Below are 19,069 nucleotides of genomic sequence, written 5' to 3' on the forward strand. Positions count from 1 at the left end.
TATTTACATGATATGTTGGTACAAAGTAACGACAATTTTATCTAATCTTTAAAATAAATCGTATTTACATATTGAGGTACAACAAATAAAATAATGAATAGTTTGCACCGGAGCCCTTCCAAAAGATTTTATATGTAAATTTGTATAAGATATGCAAGTAGAAGAAGGCTACGAAATCAAGCTTCCTCAATTCGAGGGACCTTTTGATTTATTATTATTTTTTATCGAGCGGGATGAACTAAATATCCACGATATTCCGATTTCAAAGATTACAGATGATTTTTTGTCGTATGTAAGCCAGATGCAAGCGCTCAATATGGAAATGGCAAGTGAGTTTATCTTTGTTGCCTCGACACTGATGCGTATCAAAGCCAAAATGCTATTACCACGTCCCGATCTAGACGAAAATGAAAATGAAATTGATCTTAGGGAGGACCTTGTTCAAAAACTTATCCTCTATAAGCAATTTAAAGAGACCTGCGAGGATTTGAGGAGGATGGAAGAGGATCGTCTTCAACAGTACAGCAGAGGCAATATACGTTACGATATCCAGCAACGCCTTAAACTAGATTCCAGCGGAGAAAATCTAGATAACTTCGACCTCTATGGTCTGATGATGATCTACGAGCAAATGATGCATCAATTCCGTAATCGCCCCCCTGAGGTAACCCATACAGTAATAAAATACCCTTATACGATTGAACAGCAAAAGAAAGCAATCGCTGAACTGATTGAAATTAACAAGACATTGGATTTTCAGGAAATTCTTAAAAATTCCGAAAATAAAATTCAATTCGTCTATAATTTTCTAGCTATTCTTGAAATGCTTCAGCAGCGGCTATTACAGATTGAAGTAGGTTTGGGCTATAATAATTTCAATGTTGGTGAAAGAGATCCAAATGAAAAGGAAGAATTTATCTTAGAAAATGAAGAAGCATAAAAAAGACCCGTCTAAGACGGGTCTTTTTTTAATCTTTCTTCTTAAAAGCATTCCAGCCTTGAGCTGATATTGGATAGAGATTTCCTGATTTCGAAATCATTTCACAGCCTTCGGAAGCTGGTGTCATGTAGCCAATAATACTAATATCAGGTAAATTCTTAATTTTATCATGATCAGCCTGTGCTATGGTAAATAAAAGCTCGTAATCTTCGCCCCCATTTAGTGCTGCTACTGTTGGATCAATCCCAAATTCCCGTCCAGTGTCATAAGTCATCTGATCTAATGGTATTTTTTCCTCATATAAACGGCATCCTTTATCTGATTGACGACAGATATGCAAGATTTCTGATGCTAGACCGTCTGAAATATCCATCATCGCTGTAGGCTTTATCGATAGCTTGGCAAATAGCTCAACAATATCCTTACGGGCTTCTGGCTTCAATTGACGTTCAACAATATAATCCTTCCCTTCCAGATCAGGTTGTACATTCGGATTTTCCAAATAGATATCTTTCTCACGTTCTAAGAGCTGTAAGCCCATATAAGCCGCGCCCAGATCGCCTGAAACACACAGTAGATCGCCCTCTTGTGCTCCGTTGCGATAAACAATTCTGTCTGAATCAGCGTAACCTATGCTCGTCACAGAAATAACGAGACCCTGGGCTGAAGCTGAGGTATCGCCACCAATTAAATCAACGTTATACTTCTTACAGGCAATCAGTGCTCCCTGGTAAATTTCCTCGACTGCTTCCAAGGGAAACTTAGATGATAGACCAATTGAAAAGGTGATTTGGGAAGCTATTCCATTCATCGCATAGATATCGCTCAAATTGACCTGAACGGCTTTGTAGCCTAAGTGTTTCAGGGGTACATATCTCAGATCAAAATGAATTCCTTCCAGCAGTAAATCGGTAGATATCAAAGTTTTCTTACCCTCAAAATCCAAAACAGCTGCGTCGTCACCTATCCCTTTAATAGTGGACTTCTCTGTTAATTCTACAGCTTTGCTTATATAATCAATCAGTCCGAACTCTCCCATTTCCTCTAAATTGGTCCGCTCGGTATTGTCAAAATCAAACATGTTTAAAAGTTTAAAAGTTCATTATAGATAATGCCAAACAATCATCCTTTAAAGATTGATTTTGTGGTCATTACAAAACAGCGATCGCAATAAATCCAATAGATTTTGGCACCTTTATTCGTAACTCTTTTTCCTATTTTATCAAAAAAGAAATAAAAGTCCACTTTGGGTACCGAAAATCAATCTTTCTTTCTCTCGCTAATATCAAAAATTATCCCAAATTTCTACAATCCTAAGCTCGCCGATATTTCCAACATACGTTCAATAGGACGCTGGGCACGAAAAATAACATCTTCAGGAAGAAGAATTTCAGGCGATTCATATTTAAGACAATTGTAGAGCTTCTCAAGCGTATTCAGCTTCATGTGGGGACAATCATTACATGCACAGGCATTGTTAGGAGGTGCTGGTATAAAGGTCTTATGAGGGCTCGCTTTCTGCATCTGATGGAGAATACCTGATTCTGTAGCGACAATATAGGACTGAGCCGCATCATTCTGCGTAAATTTAAGCATTCCAGCTGTAGATCCCACATAATCTGCATTTGCTAATATATGGTCTTCACATTCGGGGTGGGCAATAAATTTCGCTTCGGGGTATTCGCTTCTCAAACGATCAATTTTATCCTGAGAAAAAATCTCATGCACCATACAGGCACCATTCCAAAGGACTAGATCCCGACCAGTTTTCTTTTTAACGTATGCACCTAGATTACGGTCAGGACCGAAGATGATTTTCTGATCTTTAGGCAAACTCTCCACAATTTGAACAGCATTGCTTGATGTACATACAATATCCGAAAGTGCTTTTAATTCAGCAGTACAGTTCACATAAGTGATGACCAGATGATCGGGATATTGTTCCTTAAACTTAGCGAAAAGATGCGGTGGACAGGAATCTGACAACGAACAGCCAGCTTTTGCATCAGGTAAAATAACCTTTTTCGTTGGTGAAAGTATTTTGGCTGTTTCAGCCATGAAATGCACTCCAGCAAAGACAATTAAATCCGCATCTGTTTTGGCAGCCTCTTGTGATAGTCCTAGGCTATCTCCTATATAATCTGCTATATCCTGAATTTCAGACTCTTGATAATAATGAGCTAAAATTACAGCATTCTTTTCTTTCTTTAATCGTTGGATTTCTTTAACCAAATCCAATGAGGGATCGATCGGAGCATCGATATAACCTTTGGCCTGAAGCTCATAATTTACAATTTCCATGCGGGTACTTTCAACTTTTATGAATGACAAAAATAAGCATTGTTCCATATATAAAAGTCAATTAAAAGCAAATTAATCAAATGATACCAATTTACACTTAACAACTACAGTCTATATTGTCGAATTATCACACCTTAGTAGTTGATAGCTCATACATCAATTATCTCCAAGGGATAAGAATGGTTGGTATCAGTATCGATCTTAACACAGGGCACCGCCGAGAATTTGACCTAGTAACAATTATCATTCATAAATTCCATTAGCTTACAAAAGAGAAAACGAAATAACGATTTAAAATACATAAACCTTCTAATAAAGAATAATAGTTAAATTATTATCATTTAAAAACAATAAGAAGAAATCATTTCAATATAAACCCTTGTAGAATCGAATATATAACATCCAATCGAAACACATGTGATACAGCAAAAGCTCAAAGAGTTTATCGCAAACTATTTCTATGTTAGAAAATCAGTTTCGCCAATATCCAACTTTGGTAGCCTATAGAGCGTTCTTAGGCATATTACAAAACAATGAAAAATATCGCACAATAGGAAGCTTTATTTATTAACATTTTACGTGATGAAGCGATTCAAAGCCCTTATAAAACAAATTAATGAACTCCGCATTGACCAACAAATTTATATTGAATTCTCAGCGGGTTTAATTGATCGATTATAGACGAATTTAAAAAGGTCAAACTCGATTGATAGGATGACACCGCCGAAGAATGGAATATAAAGGCCTTGAGAATCTCCTGAAATAATTTTTAGCGCTGTTCCCCGCATTTATAGCAATCTGCTTACCAGTCGGTATAGTTTATCAGTTCTTTTAAAAACAAGTATAAGATATGATTTAACATATCGGTTACATTTGCTCATATATATATAAGCTTAAAAAGTACAGCTAAAAGATGAAAATTTTCATTGTGAAGCGCTCTAGAATAACATATTTTGAAAATTAAATCGCTTTTTAACGAATATGGGAAGCAAATAGGCATAAATGAACTTTAGCCAGATAAAATCGAAATCTCTTAAATCTATCTTTTTAAATGAATACAATTAGAATCCGATATATATTAACAAATAAAACTAAGTCAATTATAAGCGAATTTGAAAAGGTTAATTTTTTTTGAAAAGTATGAAAAGATATATTCTGGATTTTCTATCTACAACAGAGCCACTGAGGATTGAATATTAGCTAAATAATCCCTCGAATAGGTATATACTGAATTGTAAAGAGGTTTGATAAAAATACACCTAAAGTGAGCTATAGCGATCAGAACTCGATTGAGCAAAGTTATTCTACTTTTTAAATCTGAATTACTAACGGAAGTATATTGATATTTCAATTTAATTGAAATAAATATAAATTATACGATATAAAAACGCCAAATACGAACGCAAAAAATTATAAAAATAAATTAAATATTAAAATTATAAAGGTATTAATAGAGAGATAATAATTCAAATTCCTAATATTCAGGTAAATACTTGCACTTTATGCTTATAATCAAATATTAGATTGTAGAAGGCATAGAAACCATCTAAAATTCACCGCTAATCACTTAGAATTAAATAAGCGATATAAATATTACATAAAACAAATCTATTCCATCTATAAAGCGTTTATTTTGGAAATAAACCCGTTTAGAATTGTTTATAAAAGAACATCCAACTCTTTATCCAAAATATTTAAATCTCAGAAATCTAATTTCATAAAATCCGAGAAGAAAATCAATGTTGGGCAACAAATATAGTAAGATAGTTCGTTCTACAATAAATTATTTGAACAAATTATTTTTATTTAAAATTTCAATCTGCTTTGTTATTGAATCCACTCTCGAAATAGCAATTCACATTAAGCCTTCTAGAATGTAATAAACAGTATTAAAAACATTTTTTACGAGAATATTCAATTCTCAATTTGTTTATTTCAAAATTTGAAGCCTGGAGTTTCACATACAAATTACACAGTCTAAAAAGAAGTGAAATTTTGCAACTAAAATCACATAAATTTAAAAAATTGGAATTTGAAAATCCATAAACTATAAATTTGGCATAAATCCAGATATTATATCACATTGATCAAAATGTACCATTCAAATTTTAGTGGCCAAGAAAGAGCTATAAAATTTTTTTTTCAAAAAAATGAAAATAAATAAACCTAAAGCATTCTAAAATCCAAATCTCGCAAGAGAATTACATCAGGTACCTTCATGTAAAAATTAAAAGCAAATCAAGGCTATTAGAATTCCATAAAAGTCATTATTCTATTGAAAATAAAGAATATTCAAACCTCACAGCGCCTAAATTAGATTTACAAACATCCTTTCGTCAGTTTGTTCTCTTTAGGATCGCATAAATCCACATAGAACGTCAAAAGCTCAGAATATTGAAATATAAAAGCGTCTAAATGAAAAAAAAATAAAATATCTGAAAAATAAGCCTCTTAAATCACGTTATAACCATATTTCAAAAAAAATAAAATAAATATTGCATTCTAAAGCACTTTAAAAGCCAATAGAATTATTAAAAAATAAAATAAACTCAATTAGAATCGAATATTTCGATAGGGGAGCCTACAGTTCCCGAATATCGAAATGTGAACGCGTCTAATTGAACTTGACAAAACTAAACAAAGATTTTCGAACGTATTCCACAATCTTTTTTTTCAATAAATACTAATTATTTTAAATAGAAGATCTCTTATTGTTTATTATAGTGTGGAAAAGTGGTATAAATTGAGTTAGTTCTATTTTGATTTTAGGTTTTTATAGAGTTTTCAACAATTTTTCAACAGTATTTTGATATTAAATGACTGATTTTTAAAATTCTAATTTTCTCGGGTTTTTATTTTCCATATTTTTTTGTTGAATAGTTTGTGTCTAAAAATTGTGGAAATCTCATGAATTTTATGCGGAAAAGTTTAAAAAATTTGAGTGGAAAATAGGGGACTTGTGAATTGTTAAATACTTTTCATTTTTATTTAACCTTTTATTTACACGTTTTCCACATTTTTCGTTAATTTGAATTGTCACTTTTGGGGATAGTTTGTGAATTTAAAATATATGGCAGATAGAAAGGTCGATTTTTTGGTCATTGGATCAGGTATAGCTGGATTAAGCTTTGCGTTAAAAGCGTCTAAATTCGGTAAAGTGTTGATAGTCACTAAGTCCAATGAGGATGAGTCTAATACAAAATATGCGCAGGGGGGAGTAGCTGCTGTTGTGGATAAGTCTGATAGCTTTGAGAAGCATATTATTGATACTCAGATAGCTGGGGATGGATTATGCGATGTTGAAATTGTGGAAAACGTAGTGCGGGAGGCTCCCGATCGTATTGCCGAGCTTATTTCATATGGGACGTCATTTGATAAGGAAGAATCCGGACTCTACGACCTGGCAAAAGAGGGGGGACATTCGGCACATCGCATCCTACATTACAAGGATATTACTGGCTACGAAATTGAACGGGCATTATTGGAGCAGGCACATATTGATCCAAATATCGAAATTGTTACACATTACTTTGCCATAGATTTAATTACGCAGCATCACCTAGGGGAATATGTAGACAAGAACAAAACGGATATTACTTGTTATGGTATTTATGCTTTCAATACATCTTCCCATCTGGTCGATAAAATTTTGAGCAAGGTTACGGTAATGGCGTCTGGTGGGGCTGGGCATGTGTATTCAAGCACAACTAATCCGACGATTGCTACTGGAGATGGTATTGCAATGGTCTACAGAGCCAAAGGGAAGGTACGTAATATGGAGTTCATGCAATTTCATCCAACTTCGCTATATAATCCTAAGGACTCTCCGGCATTTTTGGTATCCGAAGCTGTACGAGGATTTGGTGGAGTTTTAAGAAGAGTCAATGGAGAGTCTTTTATGGAGGAATATGATGAACGTGCTTCGTTAGCTCCTAGAGATATAGTGGCTAGAGCTATTGATGCTGAGATGAAAAAATCTGGTATTGATTATGTTTATCTCGATATCACGCATAGGGATAAGGATGATATTCTCAGACATTTTCCTAATATTTATGAGAAATGTCTTTCTATTGGACTTGACATGTCGAAAGACTTTATACCAGTGACACCTGCAGCGCATTATCTTTGCGGTGGGATTTATGTGGATGATTTTGGACGAAGCAGTATTCTTAATCTTTATGCCTGTGGAGAGTGTTCTTCTACTGGCTTGCATGGCGCAAATAGGCTGGCTTCTAACTCGCTTCTTGAAGCACTTGTCTATGCCCATCGGATATTCTTAGATGCTACTAAATTGGTTAAATCAATCAGTCATATATGTGACGTTCCCGAATGGGATGATTCTAAGACCTCACTTTCTAATGAGGATATTTTGGTAAGCCATAACCTGCGGGAATGTCAGAAGATTATGAGCGATTATGTTGGTATTGTCCGTTCTGATTTTAGGCTCGAAAGAGCGCTTAAGAGACTACATCTATTATATGAGGAGACCGAAGAGTTCTACAGAAATACGAGACTTTCTGTCAAACTTTGTGAATTGCGCAATGTGATTCAAGTCGCTTATATTGTGACTAAATCGGCTATGTTGCGGAAGGAAAGTCGAGGATTGCATTATACAACTGACTATCCGAAGCATTCGAATGTATTACAGGATACAATTTTTTAAGGGATATGGCACTTATTTTACCCGTTTTGGATAAGTCTCCGCTAATTGCTGAAGAGTGCTTTTTAGCGCCTAATTCAACGATTGTAGGCGACGTTGAGATTGGGCACCATTGTTCGGTCTGGTTTAACGCTGTTATTCGTGGTGATGTCAATTATATTCGGATAGGTAACTATACGAATATTCAAGATGGCGCTGTTATACATTGTACTTATAAAAAATGCGGTACTTCAATAGGTGATTATGTAAACGTGGGACACCAGGCTATGGTTCATGGCTGCATTGTTGAAGATCACGTGCTTATTGGTATGGGCGCAATTGTTATGGATAATGCTATTATCGAATCTAATGTGATTATAGCAGCTGGCGCGGTAGTTTTGGAGAATACGCGCTGTGAGTCGGGATTCCTATATGCCGGTGTACCAGCAAAAAAAATAAAAGCGCTAACTGAGGAACAGAAAGAACTGTTACAGCAGTTACCGCATAATTATGTTTTGTACAGTTCTTGGTTTTAGCTTAAACGAATTAGCAAGTTTAAAATAGCTTTTTATTTGGTGACCTCAATTATTCTTTTTTGAGGCCACTTAATGAAAAGCTATCTTTTTGCTCCCAGTTTGCTCGTATGGTGAATACTTTGTTTAAGTATATAACAGGCTCTGGAAAGGTCTTTTTTTCTACATCTCCGGTATCCCAAATACCATTGCCATTATCGTCCCGGATTACACGCAAACTGTATTTACCTCCTGGATATTGTTTATATACAACCGTCGGGTTATCTATGTTGATTTTGTCTAAACGATAGATTTTGTCCTTTTTCTCATTGATCAATTCTACCAAGTAAGTTGTATTGCTATCCAGATCTGTGAAATCAAAAGTAAGATCGCCATAGTTCTCGCTATCGTCATAGGTAAGATCCAGTTTTTTCTCTTTGTTTTGTTCTCCAAAATAGCCAGTAATAGCACCTTCTGCGAATTCAATTTGGTACTTTTTGTCCTTTCTCCAATTATATCGAATATGATACATGTTGGAATTGGCTGTATCTACCGCAAGTTGATAATTGGTGCGCACCAAAGAGTCTTCTTTGAACTTTAATTTTGTCTTGTCTATATTCTTTATTGGTGTGAAAGCGGATACTTGAAGGTGAGTGATGCGATCTACCCTTCCGTTATTTGGAGTAAAAATAGGTTCTATGGTTTGTTCTATTTTTACATTTCCTTTTCTAACAAGAATGGTATCCAGTGGCTTTTCATTCTCCGTTAAGACCAGCTTTAAAGAATCTATTTTCAAATTAGGGATAAACAGGGTCGCCGAATCTGAAGTTTTTGAAAAACGTACGATTTTATCTTTATTGTTTACTTCATCATGAAGTATATTAAGATTAGGTTTATCCACTCTTCTATTAAAAATAAGGAGTACACTCCCATTTTTTTCAAATTTCTTTTCTTGCGTTCTAAACTTCTTTGGGGTACCCTTGAATATTTCCAGATTAATATTACTCAAATCTCGCTCTAGCACTATAGAATCTTTTAAGAAACCTATTTCTTCGTCGGCACCATTGTAAATTCTATCATTGTTTTTTTCCTGAAGCGCGTAAATACGGTATGTTCCCTCTCTTAGATTATTTAGTTTATAATTGCCGGCTGTATCTGTTGTCGTAAATATATTGGCTTTCTTTTTACCAAAAATGGAATCTTGACTAATGGGGATCAACAAGACTTTAACATCTTTTTGGACCTCTTTGGTAATCGCACTTTTTACATTGCCAGATATGCTGAGCGAGTCTATTTTGTCTCCTGTTGCAAATACATATGCATAGTTGACCAATGCATTTCCCGCATTATAATCCACAAGGCCCTTACCAAAGTATATGCTGTATGTTGTATTCTTTTCCAAGGAATCCGGTAAGGTAATCTCAAGATTTTTTTTCTTGACTTTGAATTCGGGATTGCTCCCCATATCTGGTGTGACACTAAATTCTTTTTGTTGATTGGCGAGTTTTATGTATTCGTCAAAAGTAATGACTATTTTATTTGCTGTAAAGTTCTTCGAAAAATTCGTAGGACTTTCCAGTAAAATTTTAGGTGGAATAGAATCTTTTGGCCCTCCGGTTGGTTGCTGTATACTCGCACACTGTATTGATAAGCCAATAAGCATAATAAACAAGCTTAAAATCAGTAATCTTGGCTTTAAGCCACTTTTTAGCCTTTCTGAACTACTTTTATTTTCTTTTGAAGAAGTTGTCATAAAAAATAGAATATTGTCTTAAATCGCTTATTTTAAGCTTGTATTTGTTAATTGTTTAATAATCTGAAAATCAATTATTTAACTCATGTGAACCATCAATACACTGATATCAGAAGGTGAAACACCCGAAATTCGCGAAGCCTGACCCAGTGTGCGAGGTTTGACCTTCGCTAATTTTTGCCTTGCTTCGATTGACAGTGAAGTTAACAAACTGTAATCGAAATCGGGATTTATTTCTCTATCTTCCATCTTTTTCATTCGGTTCACAATCTCTATTTCTTTTTCGAAGTAGCTTTCATATTTGAGATTGATCTCTGCTTGTTCTATGGTATCGTTATCGAATTGTGAGGCAAATTGTGCGAAGCCCTCATCTCCTTTTATAATGTCTTGAATACTGACTTGTGGTCTTGCCAGTACATTGCTTAATCTGGTTTTTTGAGCAAGTGCACTTGAGCCTACTTCGGCCAGCACGGTATTCATCTTTTCGAGATTAGTGGAGTTTTGTTTCAGATACTCGATAATATTATTAGAGTTATCTATTTTGTTCTCTACTTTCTTTAGCCTTTCCTCTCCTACCAGTCCCAATTTATAAGCTAATGGGGTAAGGCGAATATCTGCATTGTCCTGGCGTAATAACAAACGATGTTCTGCTCTTGATGTAAACATTCGGTAAGGTTCTTCTGTTCCCTTTGTTACGAGGTCATCTACTAATACGCCGATATAAGATTCGGATCTTTTTAAGATTAGTTCCTTTTCGTCATTGATACGTTGATGCGCATTGATACCGGCTAAGAAACCTTGTGCAGCTGCTTCTTCATATCCTGTGGTTCCATTGATCTGGCCTGCAAAGAATAGGTGTTTTACCAATTGCGTTTCGAGTGTAAGATCTAATTGCATTGGCGGAAAGTAATCGTATTCTATGGCGTAGCCTGGCCGGTACATTTTGGCATTTTCAAAACCTGGGATTAGTTGTAATGCTTTTAGTTGAACGTCTTCTGGTAGTGAGGTCGAAAATCCGTTTACATAAATCTCTACTGTTTTAAAACCTTCAGGTTCGACAAATATCTGGTGTCGGTCACGTTCAGCAAAGCGATTAATTTTATCTTCTATCGAAGGACAATACCGTGGTCCTAGTCCTTTGATTCGTCCGGTGAACATAGGTGATTTTTCGAAACCTGTCCGTAGCATTTCGTGCACTTTATCGTTGGTATATGTAATCCAACAACAACGTTGTTCTGTAGGAATATCGACATCTGTATAAGAAAATCTACCTCTTTTTTCGTCACCCCATTGTTCTTCCATCAGCGCATAGTTGAGGCTTCTTCCATCAATACGTGGTGGAGTTCCGGTCTTCATTCTTCCAGATTCGAATCCGAGTGACACAAGCTGTTCTGTCAAACCTGTGGCTGCCTTCTCTCCTGTTCTACCACCACCAAATTTCTTGTCACCGATATGGATCACACCATTTAGAAATGTTCCATTGGTTAATACGACTGCATCAGATTCTATTTCAATTCCCATAGACGTGATAACACCACAAGCTCTACCGTTCTTTACAATTACTTCCTTGACGGTATCTTGCCACATATCTAAATTGGGCAGAGACTCTAATTGTAACCTCCATTCTTCTGCGAACCGCATACGATCATTTTGCGTACGCGGGCTCCACATGGCTGGTCCTTTAGATAAATTAAGCATGCGAAACTGGATAGTTGATTTATCTGCAATTATACCGGTATATCCTCCCATTGCATCAATCTCCCGTACAATTTGGCCTTTGGCAACTCCACCTATAGCAGGATTGCAGCTCATTTGAGCTATTACCCCCATGTTCATTGTGATGAGTAAAGTTGAAGATCCCAAGTTGGCGGCTGCGGCTGCGGCTTCACAGCCAGCATGACCCGCACCAACTACTATTACATTATATTTTTTAAACATTTTTCTATTCTTGTTCCACGTGAAACGTGGTGTTTTTTGTTATTTACAAATTTAAGTTTTCTTTACGTTCCACGTGAAACGCTTTGTGAAATTTTACATAAAATCAGCAAGATATAACCACCTTTCGGATTTCTCGTCTATCTCCTTTTGGATGGATTGAATTTCTTCTGCAAGGGATGAAAGTTTTAGGTGGTCTGTTACTTTATTTAGCTCTTCCGTCTTTGACTTTATATTTTGCTCCAGCTTTTCGATTTCTTCTTCTAACTTGGTATACTCCAATTGCTCCTTGTAAGAAAGCTTTTTCTTCTCTTCTTTTACGGCTGGTTTTACTTGTTCTTGAATGCTTTTTTTCTGCTTTTCTTTTTCTAGTTTTTGAATCTCGTCTTGTTCAAGCTTAAAGTCAGCATAATTTCCATTGTATATTTGTACCTTCCCTTTTCCTTCGAAAATAAAAAGTTGATCTGTTAATTTGTCTAATAAATATCTATCGTGGGATACTAAGATGAGTACTCCCTTATAGTTATCAAGAAAATCTTCCAGTACATTTAAGGTGTCAATATCTAAATCATTGGAAGGCTCATCGAGTATTAGAAAATTTGGGTTCTTCATTAAGACCCGCATAAGCTGAAGACGTTTTCTCTCCCCTCCGCTTAGCTTATTAACAAAACCAAATTGTTTTTCAGGAGGAAATAAGAAATGAGTCAGTAACTGAGAAGCTGTGATTACTTCTCCATTTGCCATCTCAATATAATCCGCTACATTCTTTACAACATCTAATACACGGTCATTTTCGTTCACTTCCAATCCGCCTTGTTTGTAGTATCCGTAAACGGTTGTTTCTCCAACAGCGATCGCTCCTGTATCCGGTTTTTCTTCTTCAGTGATTAAGTTTAGAAAGGTAGATTTTCCAGTTCCGTTTTTTCCAGCTAGGCCAATACGATCCCCCCTTTTGAATGTATATGAAAAATCTAGTATGATTTCTTTTGCTCCATACCGTTTTGAAACTTTTTCCAGTTCTAATATTTTAGATCCCTGTCTGCTAACTTTCACACTAAGTTGCACGGAATCGTTTCCTTTTATTGCTTTAGATTTTTCTTCTAATTCATAGTATGCATCGATACGCGATTTGGATTTGGTACCGCGTGCTTGAGGCTGACGTCGCATCCATTCCAATTCGCGGCGAAGAAGATTTCTGCTCTTCTCTACCATCACTGCATCGATCGCTTCTCTTTCAGATTTTTTCTCTAGAAAATACGAATAGTTTCCTTTATAATTATAGAGGTTGCCCCTATCTAGCTCGCGGATTTCCGTACAGATGTTGTCTAAGAAGTAACGATCGTGGGTGACCAAAAGAACGGTTTTGTTTCCCGTTGTCAATAGCTTTTCCAACCATTCAATTGTTTCTATATCCAAATGGTTGGTAGGCTCATCCAATATATAAATATCGGGTTCATCTATTAGAAGTTTTGCTAGTGCCAGGCGTTTTCGTTGCCCTCCTGAAAGACTTTTAATATCCTGGTGAAAATCCATTATGTTTAGGCGATTGAGAATCGTCTTTATATTATGTTCATATTCCCAGGCATTCAAAGAGCTTATTCTTTCCGTCAGATCTTCCAGTTTATTTTGATCGATGTCACTTTCCGATAGAAGCTCCTCGTATTCGCGGATAAGACGCTGCTGGTCGTTGTCTGCACTATAGATAAAATCATTGATAGATTTTAATCCTGTGAAATCAGGATCCTGTTCTAAGAAACCAATTTTTATGCCTTTTTCTTTTACAACTTTTCCTGAAGTCGGTAGGACCCGTTCTGCTAAAATGGAAAGTAATGTTGATTTACCTGTTCCGTTTATCCCGACCAAGGCTACTCGATCTCCTTTTTGAAGGCCGAAATGTAAATCTTTAAAAAGCCATCGATCGTGGAAAGAATGGCTTACTTGTTCTGTAGCTAAAATACTCACGTTATATCACCCTAAATTATATTCAGTCAATTACGCAACAAAATACTTCCAGGAGATTTCTGCTCTTGAAAGTATGCATTGTGTTGATAATCAATATTTTATATATAGTTGATTATCAGTTATTTATATATTAAATCAATAATCTTTTTGATTGCTGACTAATTTAATCTATCGGGTCGCATTCTGCACGAGGTTAGCTCATACCATTAAATGAATGACTAATTCAAATGGCCTGGATATAACCCGTTAATTTGGAACGCTCGCAAAAATAAAGAAATAGTTTCTTATTCGATGCGAAAAAAGCTTCGTTGTATGATTAATTGGCAATAATGATACTGCCTTGATAAAATTAATTCAACGCGTAATCTGCGATCAGATTGAAACGAGGTATTTCAACTTGAAAGCTGCTGTTGTCTAGTGTTCGGATCATATTATAATATCCTTCCATGAATCCGAATTCGCTATTAAGATTGCAACCTGAAGTATATTGATGGGTCTGTCCAGGTTCAATAATGGGTTGTTCGCCCACTACGCCATCTCCTGATACTTCTCTATAGTCCCCTTTTGCATCAAAAATTTTCCAATAGCGGCTTATAAGTTGAACCGTGTAATCGCTGAGATTTTCTATGCTGATATGATAAGCAAACATAAAATGTTCACGGTCCGGATTCGAATACTCAGATTGATAGATGGTTTCAACCGAGATTTTTACGCCTTCTGTAATTTGTGTGATCATTTGAATGATGTTTATTGTTGCAATAAATATTTATGCTAAAATACTAATAATGAGTTTAAAATTCGAAATTATAATCATTTTAAAAAGTTAAATAATGCTAAGTTTAAAATTAGTATAGCCAAATGGAGCTTAATTAGTACGTTTGTATTATGGCAAATGGTATATTATATTTAATTCCTGTTCCATTGAGTGATGATGCAGCCTTTCAGTCGTTTACTCCTTATTTGGTGGAAACGATAAATTCATTGGACGAGTATATCGTGGAGAATGAGAAGACGGCACGCAAATTTCTAAAACTTGCCGGTTTAAAAACTCCTCAGAGCGAACTCAAAATTCATGATTATGGAAAACATGCGCGGGATAAAGGAAATATTAATGATTTTTTTGAAGGTCTGACGCATGGTAAGAATGTAGGTCTGATGTCGGAAGCGGGATGCCCTGGTGTCGCTGATCCTGGAGCTTCAATTGTTGCGCGTGCACATCAGCTGGGCATTAAAGTTGTTCCGCTCGTTGGCCCTAGTTCTATTCTACTGGCTCTGATGGCTTCGGGTTTCAGTGGTCAGAAATTTGCTTTTCATGGTTATCTGCCGATTGATAAAATAGAACGAGCCAGAGAAATTAAAAATCTCGAGCTGCAGTCCGGGCGTGAAAAACAAACTCAGATTTTTATTGAAACTCCCTTTAGGAATAATCAGCTTTTAGCAGATCTGCTGAAAACCTGTAAACCTTCGACTTTACTTTGCGTAGCATCCAATGTAACAGCTCAGGATGAATCCATTCAAAGTTTCACTATTGCTGAATGGCGAAAACGAAAAGATGATTTTCATAAAAGGCCTACTATATTTCTTTTATTTGTTTAATTTTTTTGAAGGTTCTCCCCTACCCTATTTAATTTATAATGGGCAATAACCTCTGAAAAGTAACTACAAGTGGATTTTAATCCATGTCAACAAAGTGAGTAAGTGGTTACATTTTTCTTTTTTACTTCAATTAGATGGGAGATGACGAATTATAAAAAAATAGCTGTGCAGCAAAGATAAATTGTAATAAATTTTATCCGAAATATAACTATATGAATTACTGTAGATTATTGTATTTAATGTTTTGTTTTTCATTATCTATTTTAAGTAAAAGTGTTTATGCACAGCCTTCTACTTATGTAATAGTTCATGGAGCATGGGGCGGTGCCTGGCAATTTAAAAATACGGCCAGCGAATTAGAGAAGAAAGGAAACAAAATTTACCGTCCCACACTAACTGGTTTGGGGGAGCGTTATCATTTAGCAGATACTTCTATTGGATTGCAGACTCATGTAAATGATGTTGTGAATACAATTTTGTTTGAGGATCTTCATGATATTATATTGGTTGGACATAGTTATGGTGGTATGGTTATAACGGCTGTCGCAGACAGTCTTCCAGATCGCATCAGAAAATTGGTTTATTTGGATGCCATTCTTCCTGAAGATCAGCAATCAGTAATGAATTTGATGCGAAAACCGGATACGGATAATGGACTCTTAAAATTTGAACAGGATGGCTATATTCTTCCTTTTTGGGTGAAGGATGATACGAAATTTCCCAGAGATGTCCCCCACCCTTTAAAAACAATGACGGACAAGATTCATTTGATAAATCCGAAACGAAATAAAATTCCAACTACCTACATCTTAACTTATGAAGATGGGACAGCATTGGAGAAGGATGATTTTTATCCTTTTTATAAAAAGGCAAAAAATCTTGGTTTTAAAACAATCGAATTTACTGGAGATCATAATCCGCAAATAAAAAAGCTGAAAGAATTAGTAGATTTGTTACAACTGGAAAATAAATAAGCAATAGATATTTCAATGACGCAAGAGGAACTAATAAAAGAATTGAGTAAGCCAGAGGTAATTTATACAGCCATGGCTATTGTAGCTATACGTATTATCGTGTGGCTATTGTTTGCAAATACGATCCGGAAAACTTTAAAATTAGTCGCCAGTGAAAATAGATTAATGACCCCTAATCAATCCTGGTTGGTCGCGATCCCCTTGGTGAATATTTATTGGAATTTTCAGGTCGCTACACGTTTGCGGGATTCGTTGATCAACGAATTCTTTGACCGAAAAATTGCTGTTGAGGAGAATCCTACCTTTAGAAAGGGATCATTATATGCCTGGATTTATTTAGCAACAAATATTCCGTTACCATTATCTATTTCAGGTGTGTTAATCATCATGCATTTTGTGACATTAGCTAATTATTGGTTTGAAATTAATGCAAACAAAAGAATTTTAGAAGAACATAATAAATTTAGAGAAAAGGAGGTAATTGTAGACCATGAGAATTAAAGATGTCATTGACTATTTGGAGCGGCTTGCTCCTTTAGATTTACAAGAATCTTATGATAATGCTGGACTTATTGTGGGAGATGCAAATACGGAGATTACAAAAGTGCTCATTTCATTGGACTGTACGGAGTCTGTCGTGCAAGAAGCTATTGATAAAGGCTGTAATTTAATTATTTCACACCATCCTATTGTATTTAAAGGATTGAAGAAATTCAATGGAAAGAATTATGTGGAGCGTACGGTTATTAAAGCAATCGAACATAAAATAGCATTGTATGCGATTCATACTAACTTGGATAATGTTACAGGCGGCGTGAATACAAAGATTGCGAATAAGTTAGGTCTGGAGAATCAGGCTATATTGGAGTCGAAAACAAATATTTTACGGAAAATGATTGTTTTCGTTCCGAGAAGTCACGTCGAAGATGTTCGACAGGCCTTATTTGATGCAGGAGCTGGAAAAGTCGGGAAGTATTACGATCAATGTAGCTTTAATACAGCTGGTTATGGTAGTTTTAGACCGTTAGCTGGTGCTGATCCTGCAATTGGAGAGATTGGTATTCAGGAACGTGTAGAAGAAACCCGGATAGAAGTAATTTATCTGAAAAGCATCGAGCGAAAGTTGCTTTTGGCACTTTATGAAGCTCATCCATATGAGGAAGTAGCTTATGATTTGCTTGATATGGCGAATACAGCAAGCGAAATTGGAGCTGGGATGATTGGAAATTTAGCAGAACCAATGGATGAACTGGATTTTTTAGCTTATCTTAAAGAAAAACTTGGATTGAATGTCATCCGTCATACAGCACTATTAGGTAAAAAAGTTGGCCGAGTAGCTGTTTGTGGTGGATCTGGTGGATTTTTACTGGGGGCAGCCAAACGTTCAGGCGCTGATTTTTTTGTGACGGCTGATTATAAATATCATGAATTTTTTGACGCAGAAGGTGAAATCGTTATCGCTGATACGGGACATTTTGAGAGCGAACAATTTACGCAAGAATTATTGTACGACATTATTACGAAAAAATTTCCTAACTTTGCAACCTTAACAACAGAAATAGATACAAATCCTATAAAATACTACAGTTGATGGAACAAACCGTAGAACAAAAATTGAAAGCATTATGGCTTTTGCAAGCCATACATACTAAAATAGACAAGATTCGCCAAGTTCGTGGTGAATTGCCTATGGAAGTTGCAGATCTTGAAGATGAGATTGCGGGTTTAGAAACTCGTATTGAGAAGATCAGAATAGACTTAGACGATTTGGAAGATTCGATCGTTAAGCGTAAAAACATGATTAAGGATGCCCAAGCTGCTATCAAGAAATATGAGTCGCAGTTAAATGAGGTAAAAAATAATCGTGAATACGACGCTATTTCGAAAGAAATCGAAATCCAAGGTCTTGAAATTCAGGTTTGTGAGAAAAGAATCAAAGAAGCAGAATTCGAGATTCGCAACAAAACCGAAAACTACGAAGCTACTGTAGGAAATCTTGATTACAGCAAAAATGAACTGGAGGGTAAAAAGAAGGAATTAGAAACAATTACTTCTGAAACACAAAAGGAAGAAGATGCGCTATTGGCAAAAGCTGCTGAAGCTGAAGCGAATATTGAGGAGCGTTTGGTAAAAGTATATTACCGTCTGCGTAACTCGTTCAAAAATGGTCTTGCTGTTGTTTCGATTGATCGCGATAGCTGTTCAGGATGTCACAATAAAATTCCTGCGCAAATGCAATCGGAGATCCGTCAGCGCAAAAAAATCATTATCTGTGAACATTGTGGACGTGTTTTAGTAGACGAAGGCATTGTATTGGAAATCGAACAAGAATACGGTTTCTAATAATCAATAGATAAATGAAAGCCCCGCTCGAAAGCGGGGCTTTTTTTTGTGATTTTTTTTATGCAACTTTGTTGATATACTAACTAGGTCCAGCTCACAAATCTGTAGTTTTGT

Annotated in this window: 14 protein-coding genes; 8 read left to right on the plus strand and 6 right to left on the minus strand. The window is 35.8% G+C overall.

Features of this window, described 5'->3' with window-relative positions:
* Positions 1-151 precede the first annotated feature (151 nt).
* Positions 152-940 carry a segregation and condensation protein A gene (locus tag B3C94_RS04205; RefSeq protein WP_293899488.1) on the plus strand — a complete coding sequence of 263 codons (789 nt, stop codon included), beginning with the start codon at positions 152-154 and terminating at the stop codon, positions 938-940.
* 28 nt (positions 941-968) lie between these two features.
* Here the strand turns inward: B3C94_RS04205 and thiL are convergent, their stop codons facing one another.
* Entirely contained in the window at positions 969-2,021 is a 1,053-nt protein-coding gene (gene thiL, locus B3C94_RS04210; RefSeq protein WP_293899491.1) for a thiamine-phosphate kinase, read from the minus strand.
* A gap of 224 nt (positions 2,022-2,245) precedes the next feature.
* Positions 2,246-3,241, minus strand: a complete 996-nt coding sequence (gene nadA / locus B3C94_RS04215) for a quinolinate synthase NadA (protein WP_293899494.1) — start codon at positions 3,239-3,241, stop codon at positions 2,246-2,248.
* Positions 3,242-6,311: 3,070 nt separating this feature from the next.
* On the opposite strand from nadA, the gene nadB reads away from it, so the two are divergent.
* On the plus strand, positions 6,312-7,904 hold the full coding sequence (gene nadB, locus B3C94_RS04220) for an L-aspartate oxidase (protein ID WP_293899497.1): 1,593 nt from the start codon (positions 6,312-6,314) through the stop codon (positions 7,902-7,904).
* A 5-nt stretch (positions 7,905-7,909) separates the two neighbouring features.
* A complete protein-coding gene (locus B3C94_RS04225; RefSeq protein WP_293899500.1) occupies positions 7,910-8,416 on the plus strand; it encodes a gamma carbonic anhydrase family protein in 507 nt (168 codons plus the stop codon).
* Positions 8,417-8,465: 49 nt separating this feature from the next.
* Here B3C94_RS04225 and B3C94_RS04230 read toward each other — a convergent pair whose 3' ends face one another.
* The 4 genes from B3C94_RS04230 to apaG all read right to left on the minus strand — a co-directional run bounded on the left by B3C94_RS04230 (position 8,466) and on the right by apaG (position 14,778).
* Entirely contained in the window at positions 8,466-10,055 is a 1,590-nt protein-coding gene (locus B3C94_RS04230) for an Ig-like domain-containing protein (RefSeq protein ID WP_293899503.1), read from the minus strand.
* Between the two features lie 168 nt (positions 10,056-10,223).
* Entirely contained in the window at positions 10,224-12,083 is a 1,860-nt protein-coding gene (mnmG, locus tag B3C94_RS04235; protein ID WP_293899506.1) for a tRNA uridine-5-carboxymethylaminomethyl(34) synthesis enzyme MnmG, read from the minus strand.
* A gap of 93 nt (positions 12,084-12,176) precedes the next feature.
* The gene (locus B3C94_RS04240) at positions 12,177-14,042 is read right to left on the minus strand and encodes an ABC-F family ATP-binding cassette domain-containing protein (RefSeq protein ID WP_293899509.1); all 1,866 of its coding nucleotides are present in this window, start codon (positions 14,040-14,042) and stop codon (positions 12,177-12,179) included.
* Positions 14,043-14,391: 349 nt separating this feature from the next.
* On the minus strand, positions 14,392-14,778 hold the full coding sequence (gene apaG / locus B3C94_RS04245; RefSeq protein ID WP_293899512.1) for a Co2+/Mg2+ efflux protein ApaG: 387 nt from the start codon (positions 14,776-14,778) through the stop codon (positions 14,392-14,394).
* Between the two features lie 149 nt (positions 14,779-14,927).
* On the opposite strand from apaG, the gene B3C94_RS04250 reads away from it, so the two are divergent.
* From B3C94_RS04250 to B3C94_RS04270, 5 genes are all read left to right on the plus strand, one after another.
* Entirely contained in the window at positions 14,928-15,638 is a 711-nt protein-coding gene (locus tag B3C94_RS04250; RefSeq protein WP_293899514.1) for an SAM-dependent methyltransferase, read from the plus strand.
* A gap of 239 nt (positions 15,639-15,877) precedes the next feature.
* Positions 15,878-16,612 carry an alpha/beta fold hydrolase gene (locus tag B3C94_RS04255; RefSeq protein ID WP_293899702.1) on the plus strand — a complete coding sequence of 245 codons (735 nt, stop codon included), beginning with the start codon at positions 15,878-15,880 and terminating at the stop codon, positions 16,610-16,612.
* 15 nt (positions 16,613-16,627) lie between these two features.
* Entirely contained in the window at positions 16,628-17,113 is a 486-nt protein-coding gene (locus tag B3C94_RS04260; protein WP_293899517.1) for a hypothetical protein, read from the plus strand.
* Positions 17,103-18,203, plus strand: coding sequence for a Nif3-like dinuclear metal center hexameric protein (locus tag B3C94_RS04265; RefSeq protein ID WP_293899520.1), 1,101 nt, complete (start codon positions 17,103-17,105; stop codon positions 18,201-18,203). The genes B3C94_RS04260 and B3C94_RS04265 overlap by 11 nt, the downstream gene beginning before the upstream one ends.
* Positions 18,203-18,955: a zinc ribbon domain-containing protein gene (locus tag B3C94_RS04270; RefSeq protein ID WP_293899523.1), complete on the plus strand. Its 753-nt coding sequence runs from the start codon at positions 18,203-18,205 to the stop codon at positions 18,953-18,955. Before B3C94_RS04265 ends, B3C94_RS04270 begins: the two co-directional genes overlap by 1 nt.
* The last annotated feature ends 114 nt before the right edge of the window (positions 18,956-19,069 follow it).

It is taken from the genome of Sphingobacterium sp. UBA5670 (genome assembly GCF_002420705.1).
Classification (GTDB): Bacteria; Bacteroidota; Bacteroidia; order Sphingobacteriales; family Sphingobacteriaceae; genus Sphingobacterium.

What these genes read in the sequence shown, in the direction of transcription:
- B3C94_RS04265 (WP_293899520.1), top strand. Translation starts at nt 17,103, where the DNA reads ATGAGAATTAAAGATGTCATTGACTATTTGGAGCGGCTTGCTCCTTTA.
- mnmG (WP_293899506.1), bottom strand. Translation starts at nt 12,083, where the DNA reads ATGTTTAAAAAATATAATGTAATAGTAGTTGGTGCGGGTCATGCTGGC.
- thiL (WP_293899491.1), bottom strand. Translation starts at nt 2,021, where the DNA reads ATGTTTGATTTTGACAATACCGAGCGGACCAATTTAGAGGAAATGGGA.
- B3C94_RS04205 (WP_293899488.1), top strand. Translation starts at nt 152, where the DNA reads ATGCAAGTAGAAGAAGGCTACGAAATCAAGCTTCCTCAATTCGAGGGA.
- B3C94_RS04260 (WP_293899517.1), top strand. Translation starts at nt 16,628, where the DNA reads ATGACGCAAGAGGAACTAATAAAAGAATTGAGTAAGCCAGAGGTAATT.
- B3C94_RS04255 (WP_293899702.1), top strand. Translation starts at nt 15,878, where the DNA reads ATGTTTTGTTTTTCATTATCTATTTTAAGTAAAAGTGTTTATGCACAG.
- nadB (WP_293899497.1), top strand. Translation starts at nt 6,312, where the DNA reads ATGGCAGATAGAAAGGTCGATTTTTTGGTCATTGGATCAGGTATAGCT.
- B3C94_RS04250 (WP_293899514.1), top strand. Translation starts at nt 14,928, where the DNA reads ATGGCAAATGGTATATTATATTTAATTCCTGTTCCATTGAGTGATGAT.
- B3C94_RS04270 (WP_293899523.1), top strand. Translation starts at nt 18,203, where the DNA reads ATGGAACAAACCGTAGAACAAAAATTGAAAGCATTATGGCTTTTGCAA.
- B3C94_RS04230 (WP_293899503.1), bottom strand. Translation starts at nt 10,055, where the DNA reads ATGCTTATTGGCTTATCAATACAGTGTGCGAGTATACAGCAACCAACC.
- B3C94_RS04225 (WP_293899500.1), top strand. Translation starts at nt 7,910, where the DNA reads ATGGCACTTATTTTACCCGTTTTGGATAAGTCTCCGCTAATTGCTGAA.
- apaG (WP_293899512.1), bottom strand. Translation starts at nt 14,778, where the DNA reads ATGATCACACAAATTACAGAAGGCGTAAAAATCTCGGTTGAAACCATC.
- nadA (WP_293899494.1), bottom strand. Translation starts at nt 3,241, where the DNA reads ATGGAAATTGTAAATTATGAGCTTCAGGCCAAAGGTTATATCGATGCT.